The 12,497-nt window shown below is 32.6% G+C and carries 24 protein-coding genes; all 24 read right to left on the bottom strand.

The window, feature by feature from the left end; all coding sequences use genetic code 11:
* Window positions 1-395: 395 nt before the first annotated feature.
* Window positions 396-839 carry a PTS sugar transporter subunit IIA gene (locus FMAG_RS08610; RefSeq protein WP_005885944.1) on the bottom strand — a complete coding sequence of 148 codons (444 nt, stop codon included), beginning with the start codon at window positions 837-839 and terminating at the stop codon, window positions 396-398.
* 123 nt (window positions 840-962) lie between these two features.
* The gene (gene rplQ / locus FMAG_RS08605) at window positions 963-1,313 is read right to left on the bottom strand and encodes a 50S ribosomal protein L17 (protein WP_005885943.1); all 351 of its coding nucleotides are present in this window, start codon (window positions 1,311-1,313) and stop codon (window positions 963-965) included.
* 29 nt (window positions 1,314-1,342) lie between these two features.
* Entirely contained in the window at window positions 1,343-2,320 is a 978-nt protein-coding gene (locus FMAG_RS08600; protein ID WP_005885942.1) for a DNA-directed RNA polymerase subunit alpha, read from the bottom strand.
* A 27-nt stretch (window positions 2,321-2,347) separates the two neighbouring features.
* The gene (rpsD, locus tag FMAG_RS08595; RefSeq protein ID WP_005885941.1) at window positions 2,348-2,935 is read right to left on the bottom strand and encodes a 30S ribosomal protein S4; all 588 of its coding nucleotides are present in this window, start codon (window positions 2,933-2,935) and stop codon (window positions 2,348-2,350) included.
* Window positions 2,936-2,998: 63 nt separating this feature from the next.
* Complete coding sequence (rpsK, locus tag FMAG_RS08590) at window positions 2,999-3,388, bottom strand: 30S ribosomal protein S11 (RefSeq protein ID WP_005885940.1); 390 nt, start codon at window positions 3,386-3,388, stop codon at window positions 2,999-3,001.
* Between the two features lie 57 nt (window positions 3,389-3,445).
* Window positions 3,446-3,802, bottom strand: a complete 357-nt coding sequence (gene rpsM, locus FMAG_RS08585) for a 30S ribosomal protein S13 (protein ID WP_005885937.1) — start codon at window positions 3,800-3,802, stop codon at window positions 3,446-3,448.
* Window positions 3,803-3,976: 174 nt separating this feature from the next.
* Window positions 3,977-4,090, bottom strand: coding sequence for a 50S ribosomal protein L36 (gene rpmJ / locus FMAG_RS08580; protein WP_005885935.1), 114 nt, complete (start codon window positions 4,088-4,090; stop codon window positions 3,977-3,979).
* Window positions 4,091-4,112: 22 nt separating this feature from the next.
* Window positions 4,113-4,334 carry a translation initiation factor IF-1 gene (gene infA, locus FMAG_RS08575; RefSeq protein WP_005885934.1) on the bottom strand — a complete coding sequence of 74 codons (222 nt, stop codon included), beginning with the start codon at window positions 4,332-4,334 and terminating at the stop codon, window positions 4,113-4,115.
* A 102-nt stretch (window positions 4,335-4,436) separates the two neighbouring features.
* Window positions 4,437-5,201: a type I methionyl aminopeptidase gene (gene map / locus FMAG_RS08570; RefSeq protein WP_005885917.1), complete on the bottom strand. Its 765-nt coding sequence runs from the start codon at window positions 5,199-5,201 to the stop codon at window positions 4,437-4,439.
* Window positions 5,202-5,225: 24 nt separating this feature from the next.
* Window positions 5,226-5,867, bottom strand: a complete 642-nt coding sequence (locus FMAG_RS08565) for an adenylate kinase (RefSeq protein ID WP_005885916.1) — start codon at window positions 5,865-5,867, stop codon at window positions 5,226-5,228.
* A 150-nt stretch (window positions 5,868-6,017) separates the two neighbouring features.
* Complete coding sequence (gene secY / locus FMAG_RS08560) at window positions 6,018-7,298, bottom strand: preprotein translocase subunit SecY (RefSeq protein ID WP_040493999.1); 1,281 nt, start codon at window positions 7,296-7,298, stop codon at window positions 6,018-6,020.
* A gap of 39 nt (window positions 7,299-7,337) precedes the next feature.
* A complete protein-coding gene (gene rplO / locus FMAG_RS08555; RefSeq protein ID WP_005885914.1) occupies window positions 7,338-7,817 on the bottom strand; it encodes a 50S ribosomal protein L15 in 480 nt (159 codons plus the stop codon).
* Between the two features lies 1 nt (window position 7,818).
* Window positions 7,819-8,004 carry a 50S ribosomal protein L30 gene (gene rpmD / locus FMAG_RS08550; RefSeq protein ID WP_005885913.1) on the bottom strand — a complete coding sequence of 62 codons (186 nt, stop codon included), beginning with the start codon at window positions 8,002-8,004 and terminating at the stop codon, window positions 7,819-7,821.
* 12 nt (window positions 8,005-8,016) lie between these two features.
* Window positions 8,017-8,520 (bottom strand): 30S ribosomal protein S5, encoded by a 504-nt coding sequence (rpsE, locus tag FMAG_RS08545; protein ID WP_005885912.1) that lies wholly within the window; start codon window positions 8,518-8,520, stop codon window positions 8,017-8,019.
* Window positions 8,521-8,544: 24 nt separating this feature from the next.
* Window positions 8,545-8,913, bottom strand: a complete 369-nt coding sequence (gene rplR / locus FMAG_RS08540) for a 50S ribosomal protein L18 (protein ID WP_005885911.1) — start codon at window positions 8,911-8,913, stop codon at window positions 8,545-8,547.
* Window positions 8,914-8,942: 29 nt separating this feature from the next.
* On the bottom strand, window positions 8,943-9,500 hold the full coding sequence (rplF, locus tag FMAG_RS08535) for a 50S ribosomal protein L6 (RefSeq protein ID WP_005885910.1): 558 nt from the start codon (window positions 9,498-9,500) through the stop codon (window positions 8,943-8,945).
* Window positions 9,501-9,525: 25 nt separating this feature from the next.
* Entirely contained in the window at window positions 9,526-9,921 is a 396-nt protein-coding gene (gene rpsH, locus FMAG_RS08530; RefSeq protein WP_005885908.1) for a 30S ribosomal protein S8, read from the bottom strand.
* Window positions 9,922-9,947: 26 nt separating this feature from the next.
* Window positions 9,948-10,235, bottom strand: a complete 288-nt coding sequence (rpsN, locus tag FMAG_RS08525; RefSeq protein WP_005885905.1) for a 30S ribosomal protein S14 — start codon at window positions 10,233-10,235, stop codon at window positions 9,948-9,950.
* 22 nt (window positions 10,236-10,257) lie between these two features.
* Window positions 10,258-10,809, bottom strand: coding sequence for a 50S ribosomal protein L5 (gene rplE, locus FMAG_RS08520; RefSeq protein ID WP_005885903.1), 552 nt, complete (start codon window positions 10,807-10,809; stop codon window positions 10,258-10,260).
* A gap of 18 nt (window positions 10,810-10,827) precedes the next feature.
* A complete protein-coding gene (rplX, locus tag FMAG_RS08515; RefSeq protein WP_005885901.1) occupies window positions 10,828-11,169 on the bottom strand; it encodes a 50S ribosomal protein L24 in 342 nt (113 codons plus the stop codon).
* A gap of 24 nt (window positions 11,170-11,193) precedes the next feature.
* On the bottom strand, window positions 11,194-11,562 hold the full coding sequence (gene rplN, locus FMAG_RS08510) for a 50S ribosomal protein L14 (protein WP_005885899.1): 369 nt from the start codon (window positions 11,560-11,562) through the stop codon (window positions 11,194-11,196).
* A 30-nt stretch (window positions 11,563-11,592) separates the two neighbouring features.
* Window positions 11,593-11,844 carry a 30S ribosomal protein S17 gene (gene rpsQ / locus FMAG_RS08505; protein ID WP_005885897.1) on the bottom strand — a complete coding sequence of 84 codons (252 nt, stop codon included), beginning with the start codon at window positions 11,842-11,844 and terminating at the stop codon, window positions 11,593-11,595.
* Window positions 11,845-11,890: 46 nt separating this feature from the next.
* Window positions 11,891-12,073, bottom strand: coding sequence for a 50S ribosomal protein L29 (rpmC, locus tag FMAG_RS08500; RefSeq protein ID WP_005885895.1), 183 nt, complete (start codon window positions 12,071-12,073; stop codon window positions 11,891-11,893).
* The gene (gene rplP, locus FMAG_RS08495; protein ID WP_005885881.1) at window positions 12,073-12,495 is read right to left on the bottom strand and encodes a 50S ribosomal protein L16; all 423 of its coding nucleotides are present in this window, start codon (window positions 12,493-12,495) and stop codon (window positions 12,073-12,075) included. The genes rpmC and rplP overlap by 1 nt, the downstream gene beginning before the upstream one ends.
* Window positions 12,496-12,497 lie beyond the last annotated feature (2 nt).

Genomic DNA, 12,497 nt, shown 5'->3' with positions numbered 1-12,497 from the left:
TAGAAATATAAAAAAAGAACTTAAATTTATTATCTCTAAAATAAAAAAATATAAATTACAATATACTAAAACTACATTTTATCAACTAGAAATCTGGAAAACATTTGGAATAAATCCTTTCTATTGTTTTAATTGTAAAATTAAAATGAAAGTAAGAAGAATTTCATATTTTAATATATCAAAAGGCTCCATTTGTTGGAAAGAATATTGTTGGTAGCGCTGATTAAAATCAGCTTTTTTGTGTTACAAAAATATTTATTTTTTCTTATTTTATTAAACTTCTAATAGAAATATTAACTAATTCCTTATTTTTCTCTTAAAAAGTCAAATTATAATTTCCTTATATATAAAAAAGAGAGGAATTTACTTTAAGTTTTTAGTAAATTCCTCCCTTTTTATTCATTAATCAATTTTACTATCTCTTCAATACTACTACTATTTTCTATTCTATTTCTAAAATTACTATCTAATATCTTTTTAGATAACTCTACTAAGATGTCATTATGTGTTCCTTTTCCTTCTTCTTCAGATACAGCTAGCATAAAAACTATTTTAACTTTTTCATCATCTTGAATATTCCAAAGAATAGGATTTTTTACTCTCATAAATGCTACCACTGATTCTTTTACACAGCTTCCTTTTCCATGTGGAAGCCCTATTCCATATCCCACTGTTGTTGGAGCTATCTCTTCCCTTAAATATACAGACTCTAAAAACTCATTACAACTAGTTAAAAACCCAGCCTCTTCTAATTTATCAGCTAATTTTTTTATAGCTTCCTCTTTAGATAGAACCACTTCATTCCCTTCTAATAGTACTAACTTATTTATCGTTTTCATACTTATCCCACCTTATTACTCTAAATATTTTACCACTAATCTAATTATACTTTTTTATTTCAACTTATTCAAGTTTTAATGAAAAAAAGAGGAGTATTTCTACTCCTCATATCTAACTAATTATTAAACTAGCTCGATTATAGCCATTTCAGCTGAGTCACCTTTTCTAACAGTAGTTTTGATGATTCTTGTATATCCACCATTTCTCTCTGCATATTTAGGTGCTATTTCGTTGAATAACTTAGCTACTACTTCTTCGTTTCTTAAGAAAGCAAATGCACTTCTTCTAGAAGCTAGAGTATTTTTCTTTCCTAAAGTTATCATTCTCTCAGCAAATTTTCTTAATTCTTTTGCTCTAGTTACAGTAGTTTCTATTTTCTCTGCACTTAGTAAAGATATAGTTAAGTTTTTTAGCATAGCTTTTCTGTGGTCAGCTCTTCTACCTAACTTTCTATATGATTTATTGTGATTCATTTAGTTAGCTATCCTCCTTATTAATCTTCTTACTCAGGAGATCCATTTTGAGTTAGATCATATCCTAATTCTTTCATTTTCTCTAGGATTTCATCTAAAGATTTTCTTCCTAGATTTTTAATTTTTAGAAGTTCGTTAAGCGATAATTTTGCTAATTGACTTACTTCTTCTATTCCAGCTTTCTTTAAGCAGTTAAATGATCTAACTGTTAAATCTAGCTCTTCTATCTTAGTATTTAGAATATTATCATCTTTAGAGTGAGTAGTTGAATCTTCTTCTTCATCCTCTACTTCAGCTCTTAGGTTTTCCATTTTGTTACCTAACTCTAAGAAAGGATCGAAGTGTAATTTTAACAACTCAACTGCATAAGATAATGCATCTCTTATTTCTATGCTTCCATCTGTTTCGATTTCTAAAGTTAATTTGTCGAAATCAGTCATTCTACCAACCATTGTATCTTGGATAGTATATGATACCTTTCTAATTGGAGTATAGATAGCATCTACTGCTATATAATCTACTGGCCAATCTTTTCTTTCGATATCTTCTGATACAACAAATCCTTCTCCAGTATCTACAAGAAATTCCATGTCAAGTTCTCTATCTGTAGTTATTGTACAAATAACTTGTTCAGGATTTACTATTTCTATTCCTACATCAGGTATTATATCAGCTGCAGTTACTGTCTTAGGTCCTTTAACAGAAAGAGTCATTTTTCTTTCACCACTAGTTTCAGCTTTAACAACTATTTCTTTTATGTTTAGGATAATTTCAGTTACAGCTTCTTTTACTCCTTCCATAACAGAGAATTCACTTAATACACCGTTAATTCTCACACCTTTAATAGCAGCTCCTGGGATAGACGAAAGTAAAACTCTTCTCAAAGCATTACCAACAGTATGCCCATAACCTCTATATAAAGGCTCAACTATGTATTGACCTTTAAATTCATTCTCTTTTACTTCAGTTATATTGATACCCCTTGCATGTTTCTCAATCTTTAACATTTAATCAACTCCTATTAAAAGGGCTTATTATCTAGAGTAGAACTCAACTATTAATGACTCGTTTAAATCGAAATCTAAGTCGTCTTTAGTTGGGTTTTGTAAAACTTTACCAGAGAAAGCAGCTCTGTCTAGCTCTAACCAAGCTGGTACAGTTGCATCCTCTACAGATGTTTTGATTATATCTAAGTTTTTAGAATTTTCTATTATAGAGATAACATCTCCTACTTTTACTCTGTAAGAAGCGATATTAACTCTTCTTCCGTTTACAGCTACGTGTCCGTGAGAAACGATTTGTCTAGCTTGTCTTCTAGTTTTAGCAAATCCTAATCTGTAAACTACGTTCTCTAATCTTCTCTCTAAGTACTCGATTAAAGTTAAACCAGTTACACCAAGTTTTCTTGCTGCTTCCTCGTATATCTTTCTAAATTGTTTTTCCATTACATTATATATGAATTTTGCTTTTTGTTTTTCTCTTAATTGAACTGCATACTCTGTAGGCTTTTTATTTGCATTTGGTCTTGGTCCTCTTTTAGAAGATTTGTTAACTCCTAAAACTACTGGATCAATTCCTAGCGCTCTACATTTCTTCAATACAGGCTGTCTATTTCTTGCCATTTTCTAAATATTCCTCCTTTGTATTCAATTTGCCGCAATGATTTTCAAAATAAATAAGTGAGACTACACTCTTCTTCTTTTTGGTGGTCTACATCCATTGTGTGGGATAGGAGTAACGTCAGTTATTTTAGTTACCTCTAATCCAGCTGCTTGTAATGATCTGATACAAGCTTCTCTTCCAGATCCTGGACCTTTCACTCTTACTTCTACTTTTTTCATTCCATTTTCCATAGCAATATTTGCTGCTTGCTCAGCTGCGATTTGAGCTGCAAATGGAGTTCCTTTTTTAGTTCCTTTGAAACCAGAAGTTCCTCCTGATTTCCAACTTACAACTTTACCTTCTGCATCAGTAATAGCAACTATTGTGTTATTAAAAGTTGAATGTATATGGGCAACTCCGTTAGGAATATTTTTAACTTTCTTTTTAATCTTAGCTACCTTCTTTTTAGCCAACTTAAGCTACCTCCCTTGCTAAATTATAAAATTCTATAATTCCTCTAAAATACTCGATTACTTTTTAATAGGTTTTTTTGGACCTTTAACTGTTCTTGCGTTAGTTTTTGAACTTTGTCCTCTTACAGGTAGATTCATTTTGTGTCTTAATCCTCTGTAACATTTGATATCCATAAGTCTTTTTATAGAAAGTCTTACTTCTTTTCTTAGGTCTCCCTCTACTTTAATAGTTTCAACAATAGCTCTGATTTTGTTTACTTCTTCTTCAGTTAAGTCCTTAACTCTTGTATCAAAGTTAATTCCAGCTTCTGTTAAGATTTTTTGTGAAGTTGGTTTTCCGATTCCGTAAATGTAAGTTAAAGCTATCTCAACTCTCTTGTTTCTTGGGATATCTACTCCTGCTATTCTAGCCAAAATTGTTTCCTCCTCTATCGAAAATTTTATATATTTTGCTAGTAATATAAACCAGCTCAATACTTTCGTCGATATGTTCCGTTTCCTAAATTCGGAGATGGCTCTACAGCCAACATATCTTTACAGTACTACATGTCATAATTGTCGTACTTTTAACAAACTCTCTTTACAAAATTATCCTTGAACTTGTTTGTGTTTAGGGTTTTCACATATAACTCTAACTTTTCCATGTCTCTTGATAACTTTGCACTTGTCACAAATAGGTTTAACTGATACTCTTACTTTCATTCATCTGCCTCCTTTCGTGATATTAATTTTTCTTCCTGTATACTATTCTACCCCTTGACAAGTCATAAGGAGAGATTTGTACAGTCACTCCATCTCCAGGTAAAATTTTAATGTAGTTCATTCTCATCTTACCAGAGATATGGCCTAAAATAGTGTGCCCATTCTCTAATTCAACTTTAAACATCGCATTTGGAAGGGCTTCTAAAATAGTACCTTCTAATTCGATAACATCTTTTTTTGACATAATTCCTCCTATCGAACAGAACTTCAAATTATTATAGCATGTAAATTACAAAAAGTCTATAAAAAATTATTGATTTTCTTAAACTTTTTTAATATTTTTACATTAATCTATTTCACTTAAAATTACTGCCTTACCATCAATAATTGCAATAGAATGTTCAAAGTGTGCAGACCTCTTTCCGTCCTTAGTTACAACTGTCCATCCATCATCTTTCATATTAAGTTTATATGTTCCGACATTTACCATTGGTTCTATAGCTAGTACCATTCCATTTTCTATTTTTAATCCTCTTCCTTTTCTTCCAAAGTTAGGTACCATAGGGTCTTCGTGCATTGAAAGTCCCACTCCATGTCCAGCATAATCCCTTACTACACTAAAACCATTTTTCTCTACATATTGTTGGATAGCATGACCAATATCTCCTAGTCTATTTCCAACTACTGCCATCTCTATTCCTATAGTTCTAGATTTTTCTGTAACTTCTAATAATTTTTTTGATTCTTCGTCTATCTCTCCAACTGGGAAAGTTATAGCTGAATCTCCAAAATAACCATTTAAATTTGTTACAGTATCTATACTTACTATATCTCCCTCTTGAAGTATTCTTCCATTAGGTACTCCATGTACTACTTCTTCATTGACAGATATACAAGTTGCAGCTGGAAAGGCTCCATATGGTCCAGGAACTCCTATACACGCTGGTATCGCTCCTTGGCTTCTAATATAGTCATCTACTATCTTATCAATTTCATATGTAGAAATTCCTGGTTTGATATACTTAGGTAAAATATCTCTATATAATCTTGCAATGATTTGATTAGATTTTTTTATCTCATTTATTTGGTCTAAAGTCTTTATTATTGCCATTTAAAATTCCTTTCTAATTTAAAATTATCCAAGAATAGCAAAAATCTCTTGAGTTATAGCATCTACTTCTTTTGTTCCATCGATGTCTACTAATAAGTTTCTTGATTTATAGAAATCAAATAAAGGAGCTGTTTGAGAGTGATATTCTCCTAATCTCTTAGTTACTGTTTCAGCATTATCATCCTTTCTAGTAATTAATTCTGCTCCACAGTAATCACATTTTCCTTCTACTTTTGGTGGATTAAATTCTACATGGAAAGATGCTCCACATACTGGACATACTTTTCTTCCTGTAACTCTTCCTACTATTAGTTCATCTGGAACATTTAATGATATAACTTTATCTAAAGCTATTCCCATATCTTTCATTAATACTTCTAGTGCTTCTGCTTGAGCTAAAGTTCTAGGGAATCCATCTAGGATAAATCCTTTTTTACAATCCTCTTGTGATAATCTATCTTTGATTATTCCAATGATTGTAGAATCTGGAACTAATTTCCCTTCATCCATAAATTTTTTAGCTTCTAATCCCATAGCAGTTCCCTCTTTTATAGCTGCTCTTAGAATATCTCCAGTTGATATTTGAGGTATTCCATATTTTTCTATTAAGAACTTAGCCTGAGTTCCTTTTCCTGCACCTGGTGCACCAAATAACATGATATTCATTATGTTATCATCTCCTTAAATTATTTTGTATTACTTATTTATTATACTACACTTTCTAAAAAATTGCAGCTATTATCTTCAACTTAAAAATAAAATTTCAATACAAAATAAAAAGACACAACTAAAAAGTTATGTCTTTTATATAAAGCTCTATATAAATCCTTTATATTCTCTCATTACTAGATGAGCATTTATCTGTTGAACTGTATCAATAGCAACTCCAACAACAATAATTATCCCTGTTCCCCCAAAGAAAACTGGAAGACCAAAAGAAGTAAATATTGCATATGGTAATATTGATATAGCTGCTAAGAAGAAAGCACCACCCCAAGTAATTCTTGTTACGACACCTTCTAAATACTCAACTGTTTCAGTTCCAGGTCTTATTCCTGGGATTGTTCCTCCACCTTGCTTTAAGTTATCTGCCACTTTTTCAGGATCAAATACTATAGCAGTATAGAAGAAAGAGAAAAATATGATTACTACAGCATATATTATCATATATACTGGGTGACTTTGACTAAATACCATTGCTAATGTAGTTTTAATTGTATATTCAGATGGAATTGCATTAACAATAGCTGATGGAATCATCATTACTACTGATGCAAAGATAACTGGCATTACTCCAGCACTATTTAACTTTAAAGGAATATATGAGTTTTGACCCATACCTCCTCTTCCATTAAATCCTTTTCCTACATAGTGAATAGGTATTTTTCTTTGTCCCAATTGGAAAATAACAATTCCAGCTACTACTAATATTCCAGCTAAAGCTATTAATAGTAATACTGGTATTAAGAATTTACTTCCTCTCATACTTTGAATAGTCTGAACAACATTTGAAGGTCCTCCAGATATTACGTTCAAGAAGATTAGAAGTGAAACTCCATTTCCTATCCCTTTAATAGAGATTTGCTCTCCAATCCACATTAAAAATACTGTACCAGCAGTTAATGTTACGATTGTAGTTAGGAAAAACATAGTTCCTGGAGTTGTAACTAGTCCAACTGATTGTAACCACATACATACTCCAAAAGCTTGTATTATTGCTATTCCAATAGTTAAATATCTTGTCCATTGAGTAATTTTATTTCTTCCAGACTCACCCTCTTTTTGAATTTCTTCAATTTTAGGGATTATTACAGCTAATAAGCTGAATACAATTGATGAGTTAATGTAAGGAACTATCCCAAGAGCAAATATAGATACTCTCTTGAAAGCTCCTCCAGAAAACATATTGATATAACCCAATATATCACTTTGTGCTGTCATAGTTGCGAGTCTATCTACATCTACCCCTGGAGCAGGAATGTAAGTTCCTACTCTAGCAACTAAAAACATTAACAAGGTGAAGACGATTCTCTCTCTTAACTCAGGAATCTGCATAATGCTACTCAATTTCATATTAAATTTTTCCATTAAAGTCAAAACAACTTCACCTCGCTTCTAGTCCTAGCAAGTTAAAAACTACTTGTTGTTCTTAGCAACATCAGCAAATGTTTTAACTTCTATGATTTCTACTACTCCACCTTTAGCTTCAATAGCTGCTTTAGCAGATGCAGAAACTTTGTGAGCTTTTACAGTTAATTTTTTATCTAAAGTTCCATTTCCTAAAACTTTGATTCCGTCCATCATTTTTCTAACTAATCCAGTTTCGAATAAGATTTCAGGAGTAACTTCAGCTCCATCTTCAAATCTATTTAAAAGATCTAATGTAACTATAGCATACTCTTTCTTGAATAATGCGTTAGAGAAACCTCTTTTTGGAACTCTTCTATAGATAGGCATTTGTCCACCTTCGAAGTAAGGTTTTACTCCTCCACCAGCTCTAGACTTTTGTCCATTGCTTCCTTTTCCAGATGTTTTTCCTAATCCAGAAGATTCTCCTCTTCCAACTCTTTTTCTAGCTTTTCTTGGTACAGAAGGCATTAATTCGTTTAATTTCATATTAAGCTTGCACCTCCTCTACTTTAAGTAAGTAAGAAACTTGAGCTAGCTTTCCTTTTAACTCAGGAGTTTCTACATGCTCCACAACATCATTCATCTTCTTAAGCCCTAGCGACTTTACAGTTGCTATGTGGTTAGGCTTTCTTCCGATTATGCTTTTTACAAGCTCTATTCTAAGCTTTACCATCTAAATTCCCTCCTAGCTTAAGATATCTTTTACTTCTTTACCTCTTAAAGCAGCGATTTGCTCAGCTGTTCTAAGTGATTTTAAAGCTTCTATTGTAGCTCTAGCAACGTTGTGTTTGTTTCTAGAACCTTTAATTTTAGTTAAAATGTCATGTACTCCAACAAGCTCTAATATCTCTCTTGTTGCAGATCCAGCGATAACTCCAGTTCCTTCGTAAGCTGGTGCCATCCATAAAGTTGTTGCTCCCCATTTTCCTTCAGTTTCATGAGGAATAGTAGACCCTTTTAGAGAAACATCTACTAAATTTTTCTTTGCAGAAGAAAGTGCTTTTCTTATAGCATCAGGTACACCATTAGCTTTTCCTAATCCTAATCCAACTTTTCCTTCTCCATCACCAACAGCTGCTAAAACTGAGAAAGATATTGTTCTTCCTCCTTTAGTTGTCTTAGAAACTCTTGATATCTTTAATAATTTTTCTTGATATTGTTTTTCTTCTCTATTTGCTAACTTAGACAAGTGAAATCCTCCTCTCTAATAGAATTAGAAGCTTAATCCAGCTTCTCTAGCTGCCTCAGCAAGAGCTGCTACTCTTCCTGTGTACTTGTATCCTGATCTGTCGAATACGATATTTGTTATTCCTTTAGCTGCTGCTCTTTCTGCTAGTGCTTTTCCTACAGTCTTAGCAGCCTCTACATTTCCACCATTTGCAATATTTGCTTTTAACGCTTTATCAATAGTTGATGCAGAAACTAGAGTTACTCCATTAACATCATCTATTAATTGAGCAAAGATATTGTTGTTTGATCTATATACAGAAAGTCTTGGTCTATCAGCTGTACCAGAAATTTTATTTCTGATTGATAAATGCTTTCTTGTTCTTACAGCTTGTCTATCTACCTTCTTAAACAACTGTCTTACCTCCTTTTAGTTAAGCTACCTTACGATTTTTTACCTTCTTTTCTTCTAACAACTTCGTCAGAATACTTAACTCCTTTTCCTTTATATGGCTCAGGAGCTCTTTTAGCTCTTATATCAGCAGCAACTTGTCCTACTACATCTTTTTCGATACCGTCGATGTGGATAGTTGTGTTTTTCTCAACTGTGAATGTAATTCCAGGTACTTCATCAATGATTACTGGATGAGAGTATCCTAATGCTAATTCTAGTCCTTTTCCTTTTGCAGCTGCTCTGTATCCAACTCCAACTAGATTAAGAGTTTTTCTAAATCCTTGAGAAACTCCTAAAATCATGTTGTTGATTAGAGCTCTTGTAGTTCCATGTATAGCTCTTACTGCTGGTAAATCGTTAGGTCTTTCAACAACGATTTCATTTACAGCGTGGTGATGAGCTTCACCTTTAACTTCTTTTATTGTTAATTCTGAATTAAATTCTTTTGTTAGAGTACCTTTTGGTCCTTTTACAGTAACTACGTTTCCGTTTATTGTTACTTCAACTCCAGAAGGCACTATTATAGGTTTTTTACCTACTCTTGACATTTACTAACACCTCCTAAGTTATTTATTACCAAACAAATGCAAGAATTTCTCCACCTACGTTTTCTCTTCTAGCTACTCTGTCAGTAACAATTCCCTTAGAAGTAGATACGATAGCAATTCCTAATCCTGATAATACTCTTGGCATATCCTCTACTGAAGAATATACTCTTCTTCCAGGTTTAGAGATTCTTTTGATTCCTTTGATAACTCTCTCTTTACCATCATATTTTAAGTAAACTCTTATATTTTTCTTGTTCCCATCAGTCACAACTTTATAGTTAGCGATATATCCTTCTTCTTTTAGGATTTCTGCTAATCTATCTTTTAAATTTGAATGAGGTACATCTACTTTCTCGTGCATTACTGCATTTGCATTTCTGATTCTTGTTAACATATCAGCAATTGGATCTGTTAAATACATCTACGAAAATCCTCCTTCCTATAATATTACCAAGATGATTTTTTAACTCCTGGTATTACTCCAGCTCCTGCAAGCTGTCTGAATTTTACTCTCGAAATTCCAAATTCTCTCATGAATCCTCTTGGTCTTCCGTCTAACTGACATCTATTTCTTTTTCTAACTACAGAAGAGTCTTTTGGAAGTTTGTTTAATTCGAACATTGCTTCCATATCTCCTTCAGCAACTCTCTTCTTTAGTTCAGCTCTTTTTTCAGCATATTTCTCGCATAGTTCAGCTCTTTTAACATCTCTAGCGATCATTGACTTCTTTGCCATTTATTCTTTACCCTCCTCACTATTACTTTTTGAAAGGCATTCCAAACGCCTTAAGTAAAGCTCTTCCTTCTTCATCATTTTTAGCAGAAGAAACGATAGTGATAGACATTCCTAAAAGTTTTTCAACTTTATCAAATTCGATTTCAGGGAATACTAATTGATCTCTTAATCCTAAAGAGTAGTTTCCTCTTCCGTCGAATGAGTTAGCTGAAACTCCTTCGAAGTCTCTTACTCTTGGAAGAACTACATTCACTAATCTATCTAGAAAATCGTACATTCTTTCTTTTCTTAAAGTAACTTTTGCTCCGATTGGCATTCCTTCTCTTAATTTGAATCCTGCTTCAGATTTTTTAGCTTTTCTTACTATTGGTTTTTGTCCAGTAATGATAGTTAAATCACCCATAGCAGCATCTATTAATTTAGAGTTTTGAGTAGCTTCTCCAACTCCCATATTTACTATTATCTTTTCTAGTTTTGGACATTCCATAACGTTATTTATTCCTAAGTCTTTCATTAAAGCTGGAGATATAACGTCGTTATATAATTTATGATATCTAGAAACGTATTTAGACACTTACGTTTTCCTCCCTTCTTATAGAACTTCTCCTGATACTTTAGAGTATCTTACTTTCTTACCATCTACAAACTTGTATCCAACTCTTGTTGGTTTTCCAGCTTTCTCATCAAATAACATTACTTTAGATGAGAATATAGCAGCTGGTTTGCTAACAACTCCACCTTGTGGGTTTATTGGAGTTGGCTTCATATGTTTAGTTACTATATTTATTCCTTCAACTACAACTTTTCCTTTTTTAGGGAATACTTTTACAACTTTACCTGTTTTACCTTTATCTTTACCAGATATTACATAAACCATATCTCCAGTTTTTACGTGTAAAGTTTCTGGTATAAATTTAATTTTAGGTTTAGCCACGATATTAGCCTCCTCTCTCGATTATTAGATTACTTCTGGAGCTAGAGATAAAATCTTCATAAAGTTTTTAGCTCTTAACTCTCTTGCAACTGGTCCAAATATTCTTGTTGCTTTTGGTTCATTGTTGTTATTGATTATAACTCCTGCGTTATCATCAAATTTTATATATGATCCATCTTCTCTTCTTAATTCTTTTTTAGTTCTAACTATTACAGCCTTAACTACGTCACCTTTTTTTACGTTTCCACCAGGGATCGCTTCTTTAACAGATGCTACAACGATGTCTCCGATTTTTCCGAATCTTTTTTTAGATCCACCAAGTACTCTGATTATCATTAATTTTTTTGCACCTGAGTTATCAGCAACGTTAAGGATAGTTTGTTGTTGTACCATTAAATTATCCTCCTCTCACAATAATTGGAATTATCTAGCTTTCTCAACAATCTCTACTAGTCTCCATCTTTTATCTCTTGATAATGGTCTAGTTTCCATAATTCTTACTCTATCTCCAGTTTGAGCTACATTATTTTCATCGTGAGCTTTAAACTTAGTAGTGCTTTTTACTCTCTTCTTATAGATTGGGTGTAAAGCCATTGTTTCTATTGCAACAACGATAGTTTTATCCATTTTATCAGAAACAACTATTCCTTCTCTTACTTTTCTTTCGTTTCTCAAGACATTAACCTCCTCTTCCTAAGAATCAATTTATATATGAATGAGATTATCTTTCATTTAAGATTGTATTTATTCTAGCAATTTCTCTTCTAACTTCTCTGATTTTAGCAGTGTTAGTAAGTTGACCTAATGAAAGTTGGAACTTTAGGTTGAATAACTCTTCCTTAAGCTCTTTACACTTAACAACTAAGTCTTCAGTTGACATTTCTCTTATTTCCTTAGCTCTCATTAGTTTTCACCACCATTCTCTCTTTTTACTATTTTACATCTTACAGGAAGTTTCATAGAAGCTTTTCTTAATGCTGCTAAAGCTTTCTCTTCTGTTACTCCAGAAACTTCGAACATTATTCTTCCTGGTAGTACTACTGCTACCCAACCTTCAACACTTCCTTTACCTTTACCCATTCTCACTCCAGCTGGTCTAGCTGTAATTGGTTTGTCAGGGAATATTCTTATGAAAGTTTTTCCTTCTCTTTTGAATGTTCTGTTGATTGCAACCCTGCATGACTCGATTTGTCTATTTGTTATCCAGTGTGGCTCAAGAGCTTGTAGTCCATAATCTCCGAATGCTACAGTGTTTCCTCTTTGAGCTGTACCTTTCATTCTACCTCTAAACATTTTTCTATGTTTTGTTCTTTTTGGCATTAACATGA

This window comes from Fusobacterium mortiferum ATCC 9817 (assembly GCF_000158195.2).
In the GTDB taxonomy this organism is placed as follows: domain Bacteria; phylum Fusobacteriota; class Fusobacteriia; order Fusobacteriales; family Fusobacteriaceae; genus Fusobacterium_A; species Fusobacterium_A mortiferum.
The sequence above is the reverse complement of the archived record's forward strand: the minus strand, read 5'-3'. Positions and strand labels throughout refer to the sequence as shown.

Excerpts from the sequence above, each read along its gene's own strand:
- FMAG_RS08610 (WP_005885944.1), bottom strand. The coding sequence starts at position 839 with ATGAAAACGATAAATAAGTTAGTACTATTAGAAGGGAATGAAGTGGTT.
- rplQ (WP_005885943.1), bottom strand. The coding sequence starts at position 1,313 with ATGAATCACAATAAATCATATAGAAAGTTAGGTAGAAGAGCTGACCAC.
- FMAG_RS08600 (WP_005885942.1), bottom strand. The coding sequence starts at position 2,320 with ATGTTAAAGATTGAGAAACATGCAAGGGGTATCAATATAACTGAAGTA.
- rpsD (WP_005885941.1), bottom strand. The coding sequence starts at position 2,935 with ATGGCAAGAAATAGACAGCCTGTATTGAAGAAATGTAGAGCGCTAGGA.
- rpmJ (WP_005885935.1), bottom strand. The coding sequence starts at position 4,090 with ATGAAAGTAAGAGTATCAGTTAAACCTATTTGTGACAAGTGCAAAGTT.
- infA (WP_005885934.1), bottom strand. The coding sequence starts at position 4,334 with ATGTCAAAAAAAGATGTTATCGAATTAGAAGGTACTATTTTAGAAGCC.
- map (WP_005885917.1), bottom strand. The coding sequence starts at position 5,201 with ATGGCAATAATAAAGACTTTAGACCAAATAAATGAGATAAAAAAATCT.
- FMAG_RS08565 (WP_005885916.1), bottom strand. The coding sequence starts at position 5,867 with ATGAATATCATGTTATTTGGTGCACCAGGTGCAGGAAAAGGAACTCAG.
- rplO (WP_005885914.1), bottom strand. The coding sequence starts at position 7,817 with ATGAAATTAAACGAATTAATGCCTTCTGTACCAAGAAAAGCTAGAAAA.
- rpmD (WP_005885913.1), bottom strand. The coding sequence starts at position 8,004 with ATGGTAAAGCTTAGAATAGAGCTTGTAAAAAGCATAATCGGAAGAAAG.
- rplF (WP_005885910.1), bottom strand. The coding sequence starts at position 9,500 with ATGTCAAGAGTAGGTAAAAAACCTATAATAGTGCCTTCTGGAGTTGAA.
- rpsH (WP_005885908.1), bottom strand. The coding sequence starts at position 9,921 with ATGTATTTAACAGATCCAATTGCTGATATGTTAACAAGAATCAGAAAT.
- rpsN (WP_005885905.1), bottom strand. The coding sequence starts at position 10,235 with ATGGCAAAGAAGTCAATGATCGCTAGAGATGTTAAAAGAGCTGAACTA.
- rplN (WP_005885899.1), bottom strand. The coding sequence starts at position 11,562 with ATGGTACAACAACAAACTATCCTTAACGTTGCTGATAACTCAGGTGCA.
- rpmC (WP_005885895.1), bottom strand. The coding sequence starts at position 12,073 with ATGAGAGCTAAGGAAATAAGAGAAATGTCAACTGAAGACTTAGTTGTT.
- rplP (WP_005885881.1), bottom strand. The coding sequence starts at position 12,495 with ATGTTAATGCCAAAAAGAACAAAACATAGAAAAATGTTTAGAGGTAGA.